General features: G+C 35.5%; 22 protein-coding genes. 14 read left to right on the top strand and 8 right to left on the bottom strand.

Going from position 1 to position 18,193, the window contains the following annotated elements:
• Positions 1–111 precede the first annotated feature (111 nt).
• The gene (locus tag ACZ1GR_RS14870) at positions 112–786 is read right to left on the bottom strand and encodes a uracil-DNA glycosylase family protein (protein WP_472609686.1); all 675 of its coding nucleotides are present in this window, start codon (positions 784–786) and stop codon (positions 112–114) included.
• Positions 787–860: 74 nt separating this feature from the next.
• On the opposite strand from ACZ1GR_RS14870, the gene ACZ1GR_RS14865 reads away from it, so the two are divergent.
• Positions 861–989 carry a 30S ribosomal protein THX gene (locus ACZ1GR_RS14865; protein ID WP_472609685.1) on the top strand — a complete coding sequence of 43 codons (129 nt, stop codon included), beginning with the start codon at positions 861–863 and terminating at the stop codon, positions 987–989.
• A gap of 1 nt (position 990) precedes the next feature.
• Here ACZ1GR_RS14865 and ACZ1GR_RS14860 read toward each other — a convergent pair whose 3' ends face one another.
• The 4 genes from ACZ1GR_RS14860 to ACZ1GR_RS14845 form a co-directional block, all read right to left on the bottom strand.
• Positions 991–1,356 (bottom strand): hypothetical protein, encoded by a 366-nt coding sequence (locus ACZ1GR_RS14860; protein WP_472609684.1) that lies wholly within the window; start codon positions 1,354–1,356, stop codon positions 991–993.
• A 45-nt stretch (positions 1,357–1,401) separates the two neighbouring features.
• Positions 1,402–2,163, bottom strand: coding sequence for a peroxide stress protein YaaA (gene yaaA / locus ACZ1GR_RS14855; protein WP_472609683.1), 762 nt, complete (start codon positions 2,161–2,163; stop codon positions 1,402–1,404).
• Between the two features lie 95 nt (positions 2,164–2,258).
• Positions 2,259–3,284 carry an RluA family pseudouridine synthase gene (locus ACZ1GR_RS14850; RefSeq protein WP_472609682.1) on the bottom strand — a complete coding sequence of 342 codons (1,026 nt, stop codon included), beginning with the start codon at positions 3,282–3,284 and terminating at the stop codon, positions 2,259–2,261.
• A 1-nt stretch (position 3,285) separates the two neighbouring features.
• Positions 3,286–3,873: a PASTA domain-containing protein gene (locus ACZ1GR_RS14845; RefSeq protein ID WP_472609681.1), complete on the bottom strand. Its 588-nt coding sequence runs from the start codon at positions 3,871–3,873 to the stop codon at positions 3,286–3,288.
• 164 nt (positions 3,874–4,037) lie between these two features.
• Between ACZ1GR_RS14845 and ACZ1GR_RS14840 the strand changes: the two genes are divergently transcribed.
• The 5 genes from ACZ1GR_RS14840 to ACZ1GR_RS14820 all read left to right on the top strand — a co-directional run bounded on the left by ACZ1GR_RS14840 (position 4,038) and on the right by ACZ1GR_RS14820 (position 9,733).
• The gene (locus ACZ1GR_RS14840) at positions 4,038–5,015 is read left to right on the top strand and encodes a D-alanine--D-alanine ligase (RefSeq protein ID WP_472609680.1); all 978 of its coding nucleotides are present in this window, start codon (positions 4,038–4,040) and stop codon (positions 5,013–5,015) included.
• 32 nt (positions 5,016–5,047) lie between these two features.
• On the top strand, positions 5,048–5,506 hold the full coding sequence (gene coaD, locus ACZ1GR_RS14835; RefSeq protein ID WP_472609679.1) for a pantetheine-phosphate adenylyltransferase: 459 nt from the start codon (positions 5,048–5,050) through the stop codon (positions 5,504–5,506).
• A gap of 196 nt (positions 5,507–5,702) precedes the next feature.
• Complete coding sequence (locus ACZ1GR_RS14830; RefSeq protein ID WP_472609678.1) at positions 5,703–7,502, top strand: PAS domain-containing sensor histidine kinase; 1,800 nt, start codon at positions 5,703–5,705, stop codon at positions 7,500–7,502.
• Positions 7,489–7,902 (top strand): response regulator, encoded by a 414-nt coding sequence (locus tag ACZ1GR_RS14825; protein ID WP_472609677.1) that lies wholly within the window; start codon positions 7,489–7,491, stop codon positions 7,900–7,902. Before ACZ1GR_RS14830 ends, ACZ1GR_RS14825 begins: the two co-directional genes overlap by 14 nt.
• 58 nt (positions 7,903–7,960) lie before the next feature.
• Positions 7,961–9,733: a M14 family metallopeptidase gene (locus tag ACZ1GR_RS14820; RefSeq protein ID WP_472609676.1), complete on the top strand. Its 1,773-nt coding sequence runs from the start codon at positions 7,961–7,963 to the stop codon at positions 9,731–9,733.
• On the opposite strand, the gene ACZ1GR_RS14815 is transcribed toward ACZ1GR_RS14820, so the two are convergent.
• Positions 9,722–10,318, bottom strand: a complete 597-nt coding sequence (locus tag ACZ1GR_RS14815) for an NUDIX hydrolase (RefSeq protein WP_472609675.1) — start codon at positions 10,316–10,318, stop codon at positions 9,722–9,724. The genes ACZ1GR_RS14820 and ACZ1GR_RS14815 overlap by 12 nt on opposite strands.
• A gap of 7 nt (positions 10,319–10,325) precedes the next feature.
• On the opposite strand from ACZ1GR_RS14815, the gene pyrE reads away from it, so the two are divergent.
• Together pyrE and ACZ1GR_RS14805 are read left to right on the top strand one after the other, a co-directional pair.
• On the top strand, positions 10,326–10,967 hold the full coding sequence (pyrE, locus tag ACZ1GR_RS14810; RefSeq protein WP_472609674.1) for an orotate phosphoribosyltransferase: 642 nt from the start codon (positions 10,326–10,328) through the stop codon (positions 10,965–10,967).
• 4 nt (positions 10,968–10,971) lie between these two features.
• The gene (locus tag ACZ1GR_RS14805; RefSeq protein ID WP_472609673.1) at positions 10,972–11,367 is read left to right on the top strand and encodes an SRPBCC family protein; all 396 of its coding nucleotides are present in this window, start codon (positions 10,972–10,974) and stop codon (positions 11,365–11,367) included.
• Here ACZ1GR_RS14805 and ACZ1GR_RS14800 read toward each other — a convergent pair.
• Positions 11,364–12,083 (bottom strand): biotin--[acetyl-CoA-carboxylase] ligase, encoded by a 720-nt coding sequence (locus ACZ1GR_RS14800; protein ID WP_472609672.1) that lies wholly within the window; start codon positions 12,081–12,083, stop codon positions 11,364–11,366. The genes ACZ1GR_RS14805 and ACZ1GR_RS14800 overlap by 4 nt on opposite strands.
• Positions 12,084–12,178: 95 nt before the next feature.
• Here ACZ1GR_RS14800 and rsfS point away from each other — a divergent pair, with 95 nt between their 5' ends.
• From rsfS to ACZ1GR_RS14770, 6 genes are read left to right on the top strand one after another with little or no spacing between them, the layout of a single operon-like run.
• Positions 12,179–12,556, top strand: a complete 378-nt coding sequence (gene rsfS / locus ACZ1GR_RS14795) for a ribosome silencing factor (RefSeq protein WP_377764821.1) — start codon at positions 12,179–12,181, stop codon at positions 12,554–12,556.
• A 6-nt stretch (positions 12,557–12,562) separates the two neighbouring features.
• Positions 12,563–14,533 carry an ATP-dependent zinc metalloprotease FtsH gene (ftsH, locus tag ACZ1GR_RS14790; protein ID WP_472609671.1) on the top strand — a complete coding sequence of 657 codons (1,971 nt, stop codon included), beginning with the start codon at positions 12,563–12,565 and terminating at the stop codon, positions 14,531–14,533.
• 36 nt (positions 14,534–14,569) lie between these two features.
• The gene (locus ACZ1GR_RS14785) at positions 14,570–15,178 is read left to right on the top strand and encodes an LUD domain-containing protein (RefSeq protein WP_377764819.1); all 609 of its coding nucleotides are present in this window, start codon (positions 14,570–14,572) and stop codon (positions 15,176–15,178) included.
• Positions 15,179–15,181: 3 nt separating this feature from the next.
• Positions 15,182–15,985: a phosphatidate cytidylyltransferase gene (locus tag ACZ1GR_RS14780; RefSeq protein WP_472609670.1), complete on the top strand. Its 804-nt coding sequence runs from the start codon at positions 15,182–15,184 to the stop codon at positions 15,983–15,985.
• Positions 15,975–16,640 (top strand): phosphatidylserine decarboxylase family protein, encoded by a 666-nt coding sequence (locus ACZ1GR_RS14775; RefSeq protein ID WP_472609669.1) that lies wholly within the window; start codon positions 15,975–15,977, stop codon positions 16,638–16,640. Before ACZ1GR_RS14780 ends, ACZ1GR_RS14775 begins: the two co-directional genes overlap by 11 nt.
• On the top strand, positions 16,633–16,899 hold the full coding sequence (locus ACZ1GR_RS14770) for an acyl-CoA-binding protein (protein ID WP_472609668.1): 267 nt from the start codon (positions 16,633–16,635) through the stop codon (positions 16,897–16,899). Before ACZ1GR_RS14775 ends, ACZ1GR_RS14770 begins: the two co-directional genes overlap by 8 nt.
• Before the next feature lie 4 nt (positions 16,900–16,903).
• Here the strand turns inward: ACZ1GR_RS14770 and ACZ1GR_RS14765 are convergent, their stop codons facing one another.
• A complete protein-coding gene (locus ACZ1GR_RS14765) occupies positions 16,904–18,163 on the bottom strand; it encodes a sterol desaturase family protein (protein ID WP_472609667.1) in 1,260 nt (419 codons plus the stop codon).
• Positions 18,164–18,193: the final 30 nt, after the last annotated feature.

Genomic DNA, 18,193 nt, shown 5'->3' with positions numbered 1-18,193 from the left:
TAATTAATGGTGTAAGCTCAAAGGTCGTTATAAATGTTAAAATCTGTTATTAATTTAAAGCCAAATCACATTTTTAGAGTAGAGATTGACTAATCTTAACAAGCGAAAACGTTATCGTAGAAAATGTTCTTGGTACTGCAGCACCCTAAAATCGAAGGTGTTAAAATCAGGATTCTTGTTTTTTAAATCTTTATAAGCCTGTAAGCTTCCTACGGCTCGATTTGCCGCTCCAGAAGGGGCTGTCAATGAAACGGTTTTTATAATTTTTTTAGTGATGGGATGTGTAAATTGATGTATTCTTGGAACTTCATTAGAAACCACTTTAAACTTCACCTGGTTTTCTTTTAAAAGCTTTCTGAAGAAATATTCTGGACCATTCTTGCTATTACCACCGGTAAATAGTAGTTTATTTACAGTAGGGTACTTTTCTAAGTAAGCAAAAATGTCTCGAAGTTGCACATTTTGCATTCCTAAATCGGAAGCATCAATCTTTTCGCGCTCAGCACTATTTACAATATCGCAGATGCCTATTTTATTTTTTACTAAAAATTCTTTTCTTTCCTTAACAGCTTCTTTTGTAGTTTCAAAAGTTAGATTGAGTTGAAAAATTTCGTTTAATATGGGCCACAGTTGGCCATCACGGCTACCGTAACAGAAATCAACATCTCGTTCTTTTAGTTCTCTGGTGGTAAATCTTGGCGGTGGAAGCGTACCGACAATCAGTTTTTTAACTCCTTTAAACAAAAAAGGTGGATAAGGATGCTCGTGCTTAAATAGGTTAGACATAATTATGAAAGGAAACTAACCTTGTAAAAGTCGTACTTTTTCTTATATTAAATCAAACTAATAATAGAAGAACTATGGGCAAGGGAGATGTAAAAACAAAACGAGGCAAAATTGCAAACAAAACCTACGGTGCAAGACGCAAACGTAAAATAAAGAAACGCACTACTATTGAAGAAAAATTGGGAACACCAAGGGCGAAATAAACTAATCTACCCTAAAATTAAATAAAACCTCACCTTCTTCGGAAAAACTGAGTTCGTAGGTATAAAGTCCTAAAGGTAGTGGGTTGCCAATAATACTATCTGGCGGTGTAAAATTAAACTGCGTAGAATCGGTTTCAATTATCAAAGTATCTGCCGCATATGCAATTTCGAAAGGTAAGTAATTCGAAAAACCTTCCGAAGGAATGTTTTCAAAAATCAAAGTGTCGACCCTAACCTGAACACTAGTAAAATTTACTCCACTTTTATTATTGATACGAATATTTGGCCCTAACAATTCATCATCTCTATCCGTGCAAGCAAAAGCTAAGAGAACTGTTAAGGTTATCGAAAGAAGTATCTTTTTCATGATAATTGCTCTTTAACTAAAGAACGTTTAGAAAAAGAATTTATTCTATCTTATAAAAACCGGTTCGTTCTCTTTTAGCGTATGGGCCTGACTAAATTCGTAGTCATCATAATTAAAAGACTTAATATCTTCTATGGTTTTTGCCTCGGTATCTAAAATATAACGTACCATAGAACCTCTGGCTTTTTTGGCAAAAAAGCTAATTACTTTCAACTTATCGTTCTTCCAATCTTTAAAAATAGGTGTGATTACGGGTACTTTTAGTTTTTTCTCATCTACAGCCCCAAAATACTCGTTACTGGCAAGGTTTACAAAAAGCTCATTATCTTCTAACTCGGTATTCAAATGTTCCGTCAATTGTTCTTTCCAGAACTCATATAAGTTTTTTTTACGACCGATTTTGAGTTGTGTTCCCATTTCAAGTCTATAAGGCTGCATCAAATCAAGCGGTCTAAGTATGCCATATAGACCAGATAATATTCTTAAAGTATCTTGAAGATCGGCCAGTTTTTCTTTAGGTAAAGTATAGGCATCTAAACCTTGGTATACATCACCATTAAAAGCAAAAACCGCGGGGCGTGCATTTTTTGGAGTAAAAGGAGTTGAAAATTTTTGATTACGCTCCCAATTCAATTGCGCTAAATTATCAGAAATAGACATCAGTGCTGAAAGCGCTTTAGGCTTCTTTTTGGCTAAAACCTTATTGAGTTTAGTCGACTGCTCAATAAACTGCGGGGTACTAAACTCTTCTGTGGGCAGCTTCGTTTCAAAATCTAGCGATTTTGCCGGTGAAATAACAATTTTCATTTCCTTCTCGTTTTAAGTCAAAAATAAAACCAAAATCTGTAATAAAGTATACACTTTAACAGGACTTCGTTATGTAAGGATTGAGAGAACTTATATTATTCGGCATGTTGGGCATACTTACGCCACTTCTCTATACATTGTTGCATATCTTGTGGTATTTCAGAATTGAACTGCATGAGTTCACCCGAAACCGGATGTTTAAAGCCAAGTGTCTTTGCGTGTAAGGCTTGCCTTGGTAGAATTTTAAAAGCATTCTCCACAAACTGTTTGTATTTCGTGAATGTTGTTCCTTTAAGAATTTTATCACCTCCGTAACGCTCATCGTTGAATAAGGTATGACCAATATACTTCATATGAACTCTAATCTGATGCGTTCTGCCCGTTTCTAATTTACATGAAACCAAAGTGACATAACCTAACCGCTCTAGTACTTTATAGTGCGTTACCGCTTCTTTACCTTCATCTCCCTCAGGAAAAACAGCCATTTGTAGCCTGTTTTTAGGGTGGCGGGCCAAATTACCTTCTATTGTACCTTCATCATCCGCTACATTACCCCAAACCAAGGCTATATATTCTCGTTCACTGGTTTTTTCGAAAAACTGTTTAGATAGATAGGTCATTGCAGCTTCTGTTTTTGCTACAACTAGAAGTCCTGAAGTATCTTTATCGATTCGATGCACCAAACCGGGGCGTTCCGAGCTGTTATTGGGCAAATTTTTAACATGATGGACCAAGGCATTAATCAGAGTTCCCGAATAGTTGCCATGCCCAGGATGAACTACCATACCTGCTGGCTTGTTTACCACTAAAAGTACCTCGTCTTCATAAACAATATCTAAAGGAATATTTTCTGGAGTAAGTAAGAATTCATAAGGTGGATGTGTAAACAAAACGCGAACCTCATCACCCGCCTTTACCTTGTAATTTTGCTTAACAATCTGATTATTGACCCAAATATTACCATCTTTTGCCGCTTTTTGAATTTTATTTCTGGTCGCATTTTCAATAAAATTCATGAGAAACTTATCAACGCGCAAAGGTTCTTGACCCTTTGTTGCGCTGAATTTATGATGCTCATAAAGCTCTTCTTGCGGTTCTTCTAGGTTTTGGTCGGCGCTCATATTAATTAGAATCCGCTTGAATGCGCGCCTGTTGGGTTATGGTGCCATTACCGCACACCAATTCTAACTTTGAGGTTTTCGGAAGTTTGTCACCTGGGTTTACATATTTTCCCTTGTATTTCATTCGGTAGACCATATCTTTTCCAAGCTCGTCAATATAAGTCACCCTTTGAACGTCCAACCCAACCGCTCTTAAACGTGAGGTAGCATTTCTCTTGGTAACCTGTATAATATCAGGAATAGTGACTTTCTTATAACCTGATGGGTTTACGGTAAAGTATATTTTTCGATTATCCTTTACCTTACTGCCAGCAACAGGGTCTTGTTCTAGAATAGAAAACCTCGGGAATTCTGGATTGTAATTTGTAGAGTCCAAAACCTCGTATCTGAGCCCGGCATCTTCAGCCGCTTTTCGCATTTCTTGAACGGACATTTTAGCAAAATCGGGCACTTCAACAAATTCTCCGTGATTGGTCTCACTCTTCAACCACTGCAGGGTTAAAAAAACCAGCAAAAGCAGCACAATCACTGCAAGCCCTAGTTGAATTAAAAAAGTTTTGCTCTTTAAAAACTGAAAAAAATGTTTCATGAAAAACTGTTAACCGAACAAATATAAAAGAAACCCCTCTTTTTTCTTTACTTTGGGCTTGTGATATTTGAATCTAAATCATAGAACTGTAAAAATCGAATGTTTATTATTCTGGTTGAAGGCATTGTATAGACCTCCAATTAGAAGAGTTATAAAGTGTATTAATGAAAAAAAACGTAGCCATTATAATGGGCGGCTTTTCAAGTGAGTATGGTATCTCTATAAAAAGTGGAAGTGTTGTGCATAAACATCTAAATAGTAAAAAGTATAACTCTTACCCTATCTATATTACAAAACATTCATGGTATTATCTTGATGAGAACAAAATAGAACACCATGTAAATAAAAATGATTTTAGTATTCAATTAAATGACGAAAAAATAAAATTCGATGTAGTTTTTAATGCGGTGCATGGTACGCCTGGGGAAGATGGCATTTTGCAAGCTTACTTTGAACTTTTGAATATTCCCCACACCTCATGTGATTCGTACCAGTCTGCCTTGACCTTTAACAAACGAGATCTTTTAAGTGTTCTAAAGCCCTATGGTATTAAATGTGCGACATCATATTTTTTAAATTTGGGTGATGTTGTGGATGCAACCGCTATTTTAGAGAAAGTTGGCCTACCCTGTTTTGTAAAGGCCAATAAGGCCGGAAGCAGTTTTGGTATTTCGAAAGTATATGAAGAAAGTAAACTCGGAGTAGCCATAAAAAAAGCCTTCAATGAAGATGATGAAATTATTATTGAATCCTTTCTTGACGGAACTGAGGTTTCCGTTGGTGTAATTACCTTTAAGGGAGAGGTAACAGTATTGCCGATTACTGAAATCGTGAGTGAAAATGATTTTTTCGACTATGAAGCAAAATACGAAGGAAAATCTCAAGAGATTACTCCGGCTAGAATTTCACAAAAAAAACAGAATAACGTTACTGAAGTAGCGAGGTATATCTACAAAACTTTAAAACTAAAAGGATTTTCTAGAAGCGAATTCATTTTTATCGGTGATGAACCTTATTTAATCGAGGTTAACACCACACCAGGACTAACGGAAGAAAGCATCTTACCGCAACAAGCCAATATTCATGGTATCGATTTACCAGAGCTTTTTGAAAGTGCCCTAGAAGAAGCCCTGAAGAAATAATTACGTAATTTTAGTAAACAATAGTATTTAAGATGAAGCGAGCAATTTTTCCTGGATCTTTTGACCCACTTACCCTTGGCCATTATGATATTATTAAGAGAGGAATTACAGTTTTTGATGAACTCTACATTGCCATTGGAATCAATGCCGATAAAAAATACATGTTCTCATTAGAAGAGCGCAAAAGGTTTATTGAAGAGGCCTTTAAAGATGAGCCTAAAATAAAGGTAGTTACCTATAAAGGTTTAACAGTAGACTTCTGTAAGGAAATCAATGCTGGTTTTATTTTAAGAGGACTCCGTAATCCGGCGGATTTCGAATTTGAAAAAGCAATCGCCCATACGAACAGACACCTCTCAGAAATAGAAACTGTTTTCTTATTAACATCTTCGGGCAAATCGTATATAAGTTCTTCTATTGTTCGTGATGTAATTAGAAATGGTGGAGATTACACCCTTTTAGTACCAGAAACAGTAGTGGCAAAGCGCTAGTAATCTTTAGTTTTTTACATTTTTAAAGTTTTTTCTTACATATACCACAAAATGTAGCGAGTTCACAACATTATCTAGGGTGGGTTTGAACGAACCTATAATTTAGTAAGAAATTACTTATACACAACCTATCAATACCTACATCCCAAATACAGCGAACTCATTAGATACTAGTTATACCAATCTAATAAAGCAATTGCCCAACGCCACTGCTTTATTGGATAAGAACCTTAACTTTATATGTACTTCACAGGGTTGGAAAACTGTGTTTTCTTTTTTGAACCAAAACACAAAAAATAACGACCAGCTAGAATGTTTTAAAGCTAATAATGGTGAATGGTTTGACCTGCTCAATAACTGTCTGACCTACGGAAAAGAAATAACCTACCGGTGTGCCGTAAGTGACACAACTATTCTCAAACATATGCTTTGGACGTTTAAACCCTATCGTAGCGTTGAGAAAAATATAATAGGAGTAATTGTAACCGCCAAGGACATTAGCGAAACTTTTAAAAGAGAGCTTCAAATAGAAAAACTAAGAACACTCTTAGAAACAAAATCAGAAATCTCAAAAGTAGGCACATGGGAATATGATCTAGAAAGCAATACACTTTCTTGGTCGAAAATGACAAAAATAATCCATGAAGTTCCCGAAGACTATAAACCTGATGTAGAAACTGCAATAGAATTTTACAAATTAGGGCATAGTCGTAACAAAATCTCAATGTTGGTCCATAATTCTATGGAAACCGGCAATAAATTTCAAGAGCGATTGCAAATAGTAACTCAGAAAGGGAACGAACGATGGGTACTTTCATCTGGCAAACCGCTCTATAAAAACGGAAAAATCGTAAAGCTTTTAGGTACTTTTCAAGATATTGATGAACAAGTAAAATCTGAAATTCAAGTAAGGGAAAATGAAAAATTACTTCATACCCTAGTTGATAACCTGCCTTTAAATGTTTATATAAAGGATATAGAATCACGAAAAATATTGGTCAACAAAGCAGAATGTGATTTTCTTGGTGTTAGTGACCCCAATGAAATACTAGGTAAGAATAACTTCGACCTATACGATGAGAAAATGGCCAAAATTCTGCGTGAGGAAGATTTACAGATTATGAAAAATCAAACTCCAATTCTAGCAAAAGAGGAGTTGTTAAGAAAAAAAGATGGCACCGAAGTGCCTCTTTTGGTATCAAAAATTCCGTTAACAGATGTTAGAGGCCAGACTTATGCCCTTTTAGGTATTAGTATGGATATTTCTACCTTAAAACAAAAAGAGCATGAGCTAAGGCATTTAATTGATGTAACCTCGGTACAAAATAAAAAGTTGGTAAATTTCGCGCATATCGTATCACATAATTTAAGATCGCACACGGCTAATTTTTCAATGCTCTTAGAATTCTTGACAAATGAAAAAGACGAAAGTGAAAAAGACAGAATTGTAAAAATGCTATCAAAAGCATCTAACAATCTTTTAGGCACACTAGACAATTTAAATGAAGTAGTTAAAATCAATACCAACACTAATGTAACCAGAGAAAGCATAAACCTAAAGTCGTCTTTTGATTCAGTTCATGAAAATCTTATTGCACTATTCCAAAAAAACAAAGTACAATATGAAAACACCATTCCTAAAAACCTTAATGTTCACGGTATACCTGCATATATTGAGAGCATCATTCTAAATTTGCTGACCAATGCGGTAAAGTACAAGCATCCAAATAGAAATCCGAAGATTACCATTACGGCCAAAAGAACTGACGATAAAGTGATTCTTAGTATTGCAGATAATGGAATTGGAATAAATTTAAAGAAGAATGGCGATAAACTCTTTGGCATGTATAAAACATTTCACAACAATGAGGATGCTAGAGGTATTGGGCTTTACATCACCAAAAATCAAATAGAAGCTATGGGCGGAAGTATAATGGCTTGTAGCGAAGTAAATAAAGGGACAACATTTAAAGTATATTTTAATGAAGGATATTAAAAACATCTATGTAGTTGATGATGATTCGATTACCTTATTTGGTATAAGAAAGATGTTATCAAAAATCTCGATAACCAGTAATGTCTTCGAATTTAATAATGGACAGGTAGCTATTGATGATATTGTTACACGTCTCAGAAATGGAGAACCCCTGCCAGAAGTCATCTTTTTAGACATTAATATGCCCATATTGGATGGATGGGGCTTTTTAGAAGAATTTATCGCCTTAGATATTGCTCAACCTATTTTAATAAATATTATAACCTCTTCCATTGACCCCAATGATAGAGAGAAATGGTTAAGCTTTAGGGACAAAACACATCACCACATTGATTTTGTGAACAAACCCATTTACAAGATTGAATTAAAAGATTTGCACAAAATGGATTTGGCCTCTTAAAAAGAAGTTTTACTTACTTTTGATTTGAAATTCAACCTGTTCAAATCTTAAAACAGTAATGAAAAATTACTTTTTTTTATTCTCACTGCTCCTATTTATTTCCTGTGAAACAACCCAAGAAGAACAAAATGCTTCTTTTCAAACAGTTTTTGAGCAATCAGGAGGAAAAGAAACAGCTACCTACAGTCAAACCATTGAGTTCTATCGCAATTTGGCCAAAGAATTCCCTGAGGTTAATATTCAAACTATCGGAAATACCGATAGCGGTTACCCATTGCATGTAGTCACTTTTAATGCTGAAGGAAATTTCAATTTCGAAAAAATTCGAAAAGAACAGCTCGTTTTACTTATAAATAATGGCATTCACCCTGGTGAAAGTGACGGTGTAGACGCTACAATGCTTCTATTCCGTGATTTGGCAAATGAAACCATAACACGACCAAAAGACGTAGTAATTGCTACCATTCCTATTTACAATATTGGTGGGGCGTTAAATCGGAACTCTACCTCAAGAGCCAATCAAAACGGCCCTATTTCTTACGGCTTTAGAGGAAACGCCCAAAATTATGATCTGAACAGAGATTTTATAAAAGCAGATACTAAGAATGCACGATCCTTTGCAGAAATCTTTCACCTTGTTAAGCCCGATATTTTTATCGATAACCATGTTAGCAACGGGGCAGATTATCAATATACGCTTACCCATCTTTTTACACAGCATAATAAATTAGGAGGAAAACTTGGGGAATATCTCAACAAAGAGTTTCAGCCCAAATTAGAAAATCATCTAAAGACAAAAGATTGGGATATTACGCCCTATGTCAACGTTTTTAATAGACCTCCAGAAACCGGATTCTCGCAATTTTTAGATGCCCCCAGATATTCAACCGGTTATACAACCTTATGGAATACATTAGGTTTAATGGTAGAAACACATATGCTAAAACCTTATAATCAAAGGGTTAAAGGTACTTATGAATTAATGGTATCGGCAATCGCCATTGCAAATGATGAAAAACAAAACATCAAAAATCTTCGTGTCGAACAGTTTAAGCATTTTGCCAAAACCAAAACGTATCACCTGAACTGGCAGATAGATACCACTCAAAATAGTTCTCTAGATTTTAAAGGTTATCAAGCGGACACTTTGATCAGTCCGGTTACGGGTCTACCTAGATTAAAATACAATCGCGATAAACCATTTACTAAAAAAGTAATTTATCAAAACTACTTTATGGCTCAGGATACTGTTGAAATTCCTGCTGCATATATCTTTAAAAAAGGATGGGAAAAAGTTATTGATAGGTTAAGCGATAATAACATAAGATTTTTTGAGCTTGAAAAAGATACTAGTTTATCGGTCGAGTCTTATAAAATTGAGTCTTATGACACCAGAAAAAATCCTTATGAAGGGCACTACCTACACTACAATACCAAGGTGAATAGCACTAAAAAAATAGTAGCTTTTACCAAAGGTGATTTTTTGGTACCAACGAATCAAGAAGGGGTTCGCTATCTTTTAGAAACCTTGGAGCCCAATGGACCAGATTCATTTTTCAATTGGAATTTTTTTGATACCGTGTTGCAACAAAAAGAAGGGTTTTCTCCTTATGTTTTTGAAGATGAAGCTTTAAAATTACTTGAACAGGATTCAATACTCCGAGCTGATTTTCACGCAAAAAAGGAAGAAGATGAAACATTTTCCAAAAATTGGTATGCACAACTAGATTGGATTTTTAAACAATCAAAATATTATGAAGAAGCGCATATGCAATATCCCATCTATAGAATTCGAAAGAATAGCGAAACAGAAAAAATCTTATTGCATTAACTCGTCATCAAAAAGAAGTTTGATATTCAGGTAAGAATTTTTAAGTGCCTTTACCGTTTTTTTTGACCCTTTCCATTTTACTTTGGTAATTCCCTCATTTTTTTGGGCGATCAATTTACCTGAATATGTCGTTGTCATATCAAACCAAACTACTTTCTTAAGTCGGTGCTCGCCATTTCTCTTAAAAATATGATAGGTAGTTTTTAAATAGTTCTTGATCACAAGATTTTTTACTCCCGTTTCTTCTTCTACCTCCCTTATTGCCGCTTTTTCAATCGACTCGCCTTTTTCCAGCTTACCCTTAGGTAAATCCCATTTATCATTTCTATAGATAAAAAGCACTTTACCTTTTTCGTTTCGAACCATTCCTCCTGCCGCAGTTACGAGAGGTATCTTCATACTGAATTTTTCTATTATTTCCTCTGTAGGGTCATAAATATAGGCAACATCCAATACTTTTTTAGAAAGAGCGGTGATAGCATAACTGATATCATCATCCTCCATTAAGAAAACATTTCCTGTGTTATTCTCGGGCCTCTTATTTGTTAAAATCAGTGGAGATTCATTAACAAAAACTTTATACATTTGCGCAATGATTTTAGACAAGAACAGCGCTAAGAAAACGGCCGAACTATTACTGCAAATTAATGCAATAAAGTTGAAACCTGAAAGCCCTTTCACGTGGGCTTCCGGATGGCAGTCTCCCATCTATTGTGACAACCGAATTATACTATCTTATCCTCAAATAAGAAACTTTGTTCGAGAAGAGATGGCAAAACAAGTAGAGACCCTTTATGGAAAACCTGATGTGATCGCTGGGGTTGCCACAGGGGCCATCGGTATTGGTATCTTAGTTGCCGAAGCCTTGGGCTTACCTTTTATTTATGTAAGACCAGAACCAAAATCTCATGGTAGGCAAAACCAAGTAGAAGGTCATTTAGAATCTGGGCAGAATATTGTTGTAATAGAAGATTTGATAAGTACCGGTAAAAGCAGTCTTAATGCTGTAAACGCCTTAAAAGATGCTGGAGCGAATGTAAAGGGAATGGTGGCTATTTTTACCTATGGTTTTAAAGTTGCAACCGATAATTTTAAAAATGCCGAGGTAGCACTGCATACCCTTAGTGATTATGAACATTTAATTCAACAAGCCTCGGACACGAATTATATAAAAGAAGAAAATTTACAAACCCTTATGCAATGGAAAACAAATCCGTCGCAATGGAAACCCTAGTTTAATGCATATAGAAGCAAATAAAAAAGTCGTTCAGAAAAGTGCTAAGGAAGTTTTTGATTTTTTAGTAGATATTAAAAATTTTGAAATTCTAATGCCCGAAAACATCGACAAATTCGAAGTTTTAGATGAAAATACCTTTCGTTTTGCATTGAGCGGCATGCCAGAAATCGTATTAAGATTAAAAGAAAAATTTCCGAACGAAAAGGTTGTTCTTGGAGCTGCGAGTGATAAATTGCCTTTTACGTTAACTGCTGATATTAAGGCCTTATCAGAAAACGAAAGTGAAGTTAGCCTAAGTTTTGAAGGGGAGTTTAATGCTATGATGGCAATGATGATTAAAAGTCCGATTACAAAGTTTATGGAGACTTTGTCCACGAATATGGATAAAATCAGCTAATACAGCATCTTCAACTCTTTTAAATCAAATGGCTTTAACAAGCCGCCTTCCAGCTCAACCAGTAATTTGCCAGAGGGGTCAACGCCTCTAATTATTCCTGTAAAATTTCTATTATTAAGGTCTTTAAATGTAGAAGGTTTATCTTTTCTAAATAATACTTTTAAGTAAAGTGTTTTTAACTCCTCTCTAGAAATTAAAAAGTAAGATTTTAGCTTATCTAAAATTTTGGTTAGCAGCTCATCCAAATCAAAATTTTGACCTAACAGCAATTTAAGGGAACTCGCTTTTTCTACATTTTGAAAGTAAGTCTGGTTTACATTAAGACCAATTCCTAAAATAGCCATGTAAATCAGCTTTCCTTTTAAAACATTTTCAATTAAAATTCCACATATTTTTTGATTTCCTGACAGAATGTCGTTTGGCCATTTTACACTTAAATTCGGCACTGTCAATTCATGTAAAACGTCATATATACTTAAAGATACTATACAGTTTAGGTCAAATTGATTTTCTACATGAAAAGCTCTCAACTTTTTTAAGATACTGACGGTTAAGTTTTTACCCTTATCGGATAGCCATTCAGACCCCATTTGCCCCCTACCTTTGCGCTGTAATTCGGTAGATACTACCGTGAAATCATCAAGCTGCTGCGATAGTGCCAATTCTTTTAAATAAACATTGGTAGAGTCCGTGGCATTAAGTTTGATTATTGACATAGGTACGCAAGAAAACTTAATGTTGAATGTAATGTTAAAAACGCAGTGCGACAAACCAAAAAAACAATAACTTTGTAGAAACCTAAAATTATTGAATGCAGAAAAACAAGGCTAGCGCAGATGAACTAATATCTTTAATCATACATGGTGTAGAAGAAGTCAAAGGGGTAGATATTAACCTACTTGATCTAAGAGAGATAGAGAATACAGTTTGCGACTACTTTATTATTTGCAATGGTACATCTAACACACACGTCAACGCAATCGTATCTTCAATACAAAAGACGGTAAGTAAGGCTATTAAAGACAAACCATGGCATGTTGAAGGCTCTGAAAATGCTGAATGGGTCTTAATGGACTATGTAAATGTGGTTGTACACGTATTTCAAAAACATATTAGGGACTTCTACGACATTGAAGGCCTCTGGGGAGACGCTAAAGTAACCCTTGTAGAGAGTAGCTATAATCAATAGAAAAAAATGGCAAAAGACAACAATTCAAATACCCCGAAAAAACCTCGTTTTAGTTCATGGTGGATTTATGGTGTGGTACTGGCCCTGATAATTGGTTTTCAATTAATAGGCAACAGTGCTTTTTCAAGTACAGAAAAAACTACCACTTCTGAATTGCAAGAATACCTTAGAAACGGGGATATTGCAAAAATCATTGTGATAAAAAATATGGGGCAGGCCAAGGTTTTCTTGACCGAAGCTGCGCTTCAAAAGAAAGTTCACGCTAAGGTAAATGAGAAGCCCTTAATTCCTTATACCGGTATTGTTCCGCAGTATATTTTGGAATATGGTGATTTGCAGATTTTTCAAAATGAGATTGATGAAATCAAAGCTGAGAATAGCTTAGAAACAATCGTAGAATTTGATACTGAACAAAATTATCTTGGCGATGTTTTATCCTTTATACTTCCTTTCATTTTAATTATAGGTATTTGGATTTATCTTATGAGAAGAATGTCAGGTGGTGCAGGCGGTGGTGCCGGTGGTCAAATATTCAATATTGGAAAATCAAAAGCAAAGCTTTTTGATGAAAAAACAGATACCAGAACTTCTTTTAAGGATGTGGCAGGATTGGAAGGTGCAAAAGAAGAGATTGAAGAAATCGTTGAGTTCTTAAAAAATCCGGATAAATACACTTCGCTTGGTGGAAAAATACCAAAAGGAGCCCTTTTAGTAGGCCCTCCAGGAACAGGTAAAACCTTATTGGCAAAAGCAGTTGCCGGTGAGGCTAAAGTTCCTTTCTTCTCACTTTCAGGTTCTGACTTTGTTGAAATGTTCGTTGGTGTAGGAGCTTCACGCGTACGGGATTTATTTAAACAGGCAAAAGATAAATCTCCGGCAATTATATTTATTGACGAGATTGATGCCATAGGTCGTGCAAGGGGGAAAAGTAATTTTACCGGTTCTAATGATGAACGTGAAAATACCCTTAACCAGTTATTAACCGAAATGGATGGGTTCGGAACCAACACAAATGTAATTGTACTGGCAGCGACCAACCGTGCAGATGTTTTGGATAAGGCCTTGATGCGTGCCGGGCGTTTTGACCGCCAGATTTATGTTGATTTACCAGACATTAGAGAGCGTAAAGAGATTTTCGAGGTACATCTTCGCCCAATAAAAACAGCAGAAACGCTAGATTTAGACTTTCTTGCAAAACAAACCCCTGGTTTTTCAGGTGCTGATATTGCCAATGTTTGTAATGAAGCTGCTTTAATTGCCGCTAGAAAAGAGAAAAAAGCGGTAAACAAACAAGACTTTTTAGATGCAGTTGATAGAATTGTTGGAGGGCTCGAGAAAAAGAATAAAATAATTACCCAAGAAGAGAAAAAGACCATTGCTTTTCACGAAGCTGGTCATGCCACTGTAAGTTGGATGTTAGAACATGCAGCGCCATTAGTAAAGGTTACTATAGTACCCAGAGGACAATCTCTCGGTGCAGCTTGGTACTTGCCAGAAGAACGCTTAATTGTTAGACCAGACCAGATGTTAGATGAAATGTGTGCTACCATGGGTGGCCGTGCGGCAGAAAAGGTAATGTTCAATAAAATCTCTACTGGTGCTTTAAGCGATTTGGAAAAAGTTACCAAACAAGCACGGGCAATGGTTACGATCTATGGCCTTAATGAAGAGCTGGGTAATATCACCTATTATGATTCATCAGGGCAAAATGAATATGGGTTCACCAAACCGTATAGTGAAGAAACTGCTCAAAAAATTGATGAAGAAATCTCTAAAATTATAGAAGAGCAATACGCACGTGCCATTGATTTATTGGATAAAAACAAAGATAAATTAACCACACTTGCTGAACGACTTTTAGAAAAAGAGGTTATTTTTAAAGATGATTTAGAAAAAATCTTTGGAAAAAGACCTTTTGAAAAGCAAGCCCTTGTAGAGGAAAAGGTCAAAGCGACCACAGATGAAGAAAGTGAATAAATGTAGTGTTGATACTAATTCGTTGCTAGCGGACTAATGGGTTTATTTGGTAAACTTTTTGGAGGAGGAAAAAAGGTTTCTAAAGAAACTACGGAAACCAGGGGAGAACATATGCCCGACCTTAAAATACCGGTCGATGAAAAGTTCACCATCTATTTTAAAAAGAACGGGGGCAAGTTTATTTACTGTGAAAACTTTTCTGAGATTCAAGGTGCATTGTCAAATATTATTGCCGAAAATGATTGGAGAAATAAATTCTTCTATTGTATCGACGAAAGACTAGAAAAGCGATTCTCAAAAGAAAAAATGCTTTTTACCAATAAGCGAAAAGATAGTGATGTATTTTTTACGACTTGTGAGCATTTGGTTGCCCATAACGGCTCTATATTAGTTTGCTCTAATCAAATAGAGGAAAAGAAATTAAATGAGCTTCCATCGAACCTTATTGTATTTGCCACCACAAGTCAATTAGTAGATTCAATAAGTGAGGCTTTAAAGATTATCAAAAAGAAATACGCAAAGAAAATTCCTGATAACATCACCACTCTAAAACACTTTCAATTGACCGCAGAAAATAAAAATGACTTTCTTTCTTACGGTAGTGCCTCGAAAAATGTATATCTTTTACTTTTAGAAGATTACTAATCAATGAAAGAAATTTTAAGAAGGTCACTTACTGGTGTTCTCTACGTTATCTTATTACTTTCGGCAGTTTTTTTAAATTCAGACGCTTTTGACTTTCTATTTATGGTCTTCGGTCTAGCCTGTCTTTATGAATTTAAAAGGCTTACCCATTTAAGAGGCTATTACATCTTTATAGCTTATCTCGGTTTGTGGTGGGCCTATATCTATTTGGTATCTGACAAAGCACTAATAACTTTACTAATGCTCTTCACAATAACCATTAATTTGGCTTTATTGACATTCTTATTTTCAAAAAAAGAGCGCTCCTTTACTACCATTCAAAAATTTATTATTGGTTTATTTTATATTGGCGGAGGGTGCATATTCCTTACCATGATTCCGTATAAGGACGACAAGTTTGCTCAATTTTTAATCATGGGTATCTTTATTTTAATCTGGGTAAGTGATACTTTTGCATATCTAGTGGGTAAAACTTTAGGGCGAACTAAACTATACCCATCCATTTCACCTAAAAAAACGGTGGAGGGCTCTCTTGGCGGTCTTGTTTTTGCATTAATTGCGGCCTATTTTTTGGCCAAATACGAAACCACTTTAAGTCTAAATCAATGGTTAATTTTAGCAACAGTAATTGTTGTAACAGGTGGACTAGGAGATTTATTGGAGTCTAAATTTAAACGCATAGCAGGAGTTAAAGATAGTGGTGCCATTTTACCGGGCCATGGAGGAATTTTAGATAGATTGGATAGTTTAGTTTTTGCAGCGCCGTTCGCATATTTGACCTTAAACTTATTTTCTTATGTTTCATAGAGAAGGACAAACGATAATTTTAGTTACATTTTTTATCACTGTAGGAATCATTCTTTCGGCACAATTCTTTGTTCCTATTGATTGGTTAAGAATTGCTCTTCAATTGGTTGCTTTCGTAGTTCTTGTTCTAATACTACAATTCTTTCGCAACCCAAAACGCCTGGTTACGCCAAATTTTGATGAAATTTTAGCTCCTGTAGACGGCAAAGTCGTTGTGATTGAAGAAGTAGAAGAAACCGAGTATTTTAAAGAAAAAAGAAAGCAGGTTTCTATTTTTATGTCTCCGCTGAATGTACATGTTACCAGATATGCTTCTAGTGGTACAATCACCTTTTCTAAATACCATCCGGGTAAATACCTCGTAGCATGGCACCCAAAATCAAGTACTGAAAATGAACGCACAACTGTAGTGATACACACTCCTAAATTTGGTGAAATTCTTTATCGCCAAATTGCCGGGGCTTTAGCCAGAAGAATAGTAAATTATGCCGAAGAAGGAGAACAAGTTACACAAGGTGAGGATGCCGGGTTTATAAAGTTTGGCTCAAGAGTAGATCTATTTCTTCCATTAGATGCGGATATAACAGTAGACTTAAATCAAAAAGTAGTAGGAGCAAAAACGTGTATTGCTACACTTAAAAGTCAAGATGGGTAGTGAAAAGACACATATAAAGTTTGAAGAGGCCGTTGCTTTCGTAAACAACTACTCAAAGCCCATACCCGCAGATTTGCTACTTAAACTCTACGCCTATTACAAAATAGCGAAAAAAAACTTTGACAACCCTGGAAGCAAAACACCTTTAATCAACGCTTTCAAAGCAAATGCCCTAATTCAGGCAAAAAATATTAGTCGCAAGCAAGCAATGAAAGAGTATGTAGAGCTGGTGGAAACTTCGCTAAAAAAAGACTTCTAAACAACTAAGGCTTGTTCGGTCTTTTCTTTTTCAATAAAAGAAAATAAAAACTACATCCTATGCTTAGGATAAAGTAAACCATCATAAAATTACTACCAAAGCTCACAAAAGAATTTAACCCAAACCAATCACCGTTTCGAAAAAGAACAGCAAAACCACTTAAGCCTCTTAAAAGTTCTACCCAAAAGGCATATGCCTTTCTATCCATTAGGCTTGTATATGCGAAGATGCCTATAAACACAAAAGCACTAAATAACAACAGCTCCCTAAAGTCGATTTCAGCATAATTATAGAGCATAAACAATAACAAAAAAGTATTTGCCAATAGCTGAAAAATAGCATATCCTTTTAACAAATTCGAACTTTTTGGTTTATACCTTTTAAAATTATAAACGTCTTCAATTATCGATACCGGATATTTTTCAGAAACATCTGTAGGTCGCCAACCAGTCGGCATAAACCAAATTCTAACCTTATCCCAGATACTTCTTGTTCTCCAAGCGTCTTTCGCCAATCGCCAAAAATGTTGAAAGTTAATTAGAATTGGATTCCATGTTGCGGCGGGTTTTAACACACCATATTGTGGAGGTACATTCTCAAGTTCTTCTTGAAAAGTACCAAACAGTCTGTCCCAAACACATAAAATTTGTCCCAAATTTTTATCTATATATTCTGGATTGATGGCGTGATGAACCCTATGTTGAGAAGGGGTTACAATAACATATTCTAACCAGCCCATTTTACCGATATGCTGCGTATGATACCAAAATTGGGCAAACAAATGTATGGGTGCCAAAATGGCTATCACCTCATTAGGAACGCCAAGTATCGCAGCAGGAATAAGGAGTAGGGCAAAATAACCAATGAGATTTGAAATTGATTGTCTTAGGGCACAAGCGAGATTAAATTCTTCGCTACTATGATGAATTACATGTTGATTCCAAAAAATATTGATGTGATGGCTTAACCGATGATTCCAATATCCTGCAAAATCTATTGCTATAAAAGCTATCAACCATACCAACCAAGTGGTCTTTATGTCAAAAAGCGCAAGATTTTCTGCTAAAAAAGGATAACTTACAAGAACTAGAACAAGGCCTAAAGAGTCTTTTATAATGTTGGTCAAACCAGAACTCAGACTGCTTACAGTATCCATCACATTATGCTTCTGATTCTTAACAAGTGCACCATAAAGCACCTCAACAAGCACTAAACCAGTAAAAAAAGGTATGGCATAAAGCAAGGCGTTGGCATAGGTCTCCATGACATAAAGATAAAAATAAGTCTTAGAATA

It is taken from the genome of Croceitalea sp. W27 (assembly GCF_055693185.1).
This window is presented reverse-complemented; position numbering and strand designations above follow the sequence as displayed.

Bases quoted from the DNA above. Each gene is read 5' to 3' on its own strand.
- ACZ1GR_RS14870 (WP_472609686.1), bottom strand. From the start codon at position 786: ATGTCTAACCTATTTAAGCACGAGCATCCTTATCCACCTTTTTTGTTT.
- ACZ1GR_RS14865 (WP_472609685.1), top strand. From the start codon at position 861: ATGGGCAAGGGAGATGTAAAAACAAAACGAGGCAAAATTGCAAACAAA.
- ACZ1GR_RS14860 (WP_472609684.1), bottom strand. From the start codon at position 1,356: ATGAAAAAGATACTTCTTTCGATAACCTTAACAGTTCTCTTAGCTTTT.
- yaaA (WP_472609683.1), bottom strand. From the start codon at position 2,163: ATGAAAATTGTTATTTCACCGGCAAAATCGCTAGATTTTGAAACGAAG.
- ACZ1GR_RS14850 (WP_472609682.1), bottom strand. From the start codon at position 3,284: ATGAGCGCCGACCAAAACCTAGAAGAACCGCAAGAAGAGCTTTATGAG.
- ACZ1GR_RS14845 (WP_472609681.1), bottom strand. From the start codon at position 3,873: ATGAAACATTTTTTTCAGTTTTTAAAGAGCAAAACTTTTTTAATTCAA.
- ACZ1GR_RS14840 (WP_472609680.1), top strand. From the start codon at position 4,038: ATGAAAAAAAACGTAGCCATTATAATGGGCGGCTTTTCAAGTGAGTAT.
- coaD (WP_472609679.1), top strand. From the start codon at position 5,048: ATGAAGCGAGCAATTTTTCCTGGATCTTTTGACCCACTTACCCTTGGC.
- ACZ1GR_RS14825 (WP_472609677.1), top strand. From the start codon at position 7,489: ATGAAGGATATTAAAAACATCTATGTAGTTGATGATGATTCGATTACC.
- ACZ1GR_RS14820 (WP_472609676.1), top strand. From the start codon at position 7,961: ATGAAAAATTACTTTTTTTTATTCTCACTGCTCCTATTTATTTCCTGT.
- ACZ1GR_RS14815 (WP_472609675.1), bottom strand. From the start codon at position 10,318: ATGTATAAAGTTTTTGTTAATGAATCTCCACTGATTTTAACAAATAAG.
- pyrE (WP_472609674.1), top strand. From the start codon at position 10,326: ATGATTTTAGACAAGAACAGCGCTAAGAAAACGGCCGAACTATTACTG.
- ACZ1GR_RS14805 (WP_472609673.1), top strand. From the start codon at position 10,972: ATGCATATAGAAGCAAATAAAAAAGTCGTTCAGAAAAGTGCTAAGGAA.
- ACZ1GR_RS14800 (WP_472609672.1), bottom strand. From the start codon at position 12,083: ATGTCAATAATCAAACTTAATGCCACGGACTCTACCAATGTTTATTTA.
- rsfS (WP_377764821.1), top strand. From the start codon at position 12,179: ATGCAGAAAAACAAGGCTAGCGCAGATGAACTAATATCTTTAATCATA.
- ftsH (WP_472609671.1), top strand. From the start codon at position 12,563: ATGGCAAAAGACAACAATTCAAATACCCCGAAAAAACCTCGTTTTAGT.
- ACZ1GR_RS14785 (WP_377764819.1), top strand. From the start codon at position 14,570: ATGGGTTTATTTGGTAAACTTTTTGGAGGAGGAAAAAAGGTTTCTAAA.
- ACZ1GR_RS14780 (WP_472609670.1), top strand. From the start codon at position 15,182: ATGAAAGAAATTTTAAGAAGGTCACTTACTGGTGTTCTCTACGTTATC.
- ACZ1GR_RS14775 (WP_472609669.1), top strand. From the start codon at position 15,975: ATGTTTCATAGAGAAGGACAAACGATAATTTTAGTTACATTTTTTATC.
- ACZ1GR_RS14770 (WP_472609668.1), top strand. From the start codon at position 16,633: ATGGGTAGTGAAAAGACACATATAAAGTTTGAAGAGGCCGTTGCTTTC.
- ACZ1GR_RS14765 (WP_472609667.1), bottom strand. From the start codon at position 18,163: ATGGAGACCTATGCCAACGCCTTGCTTTATGCCATACCTTTTTTTACT.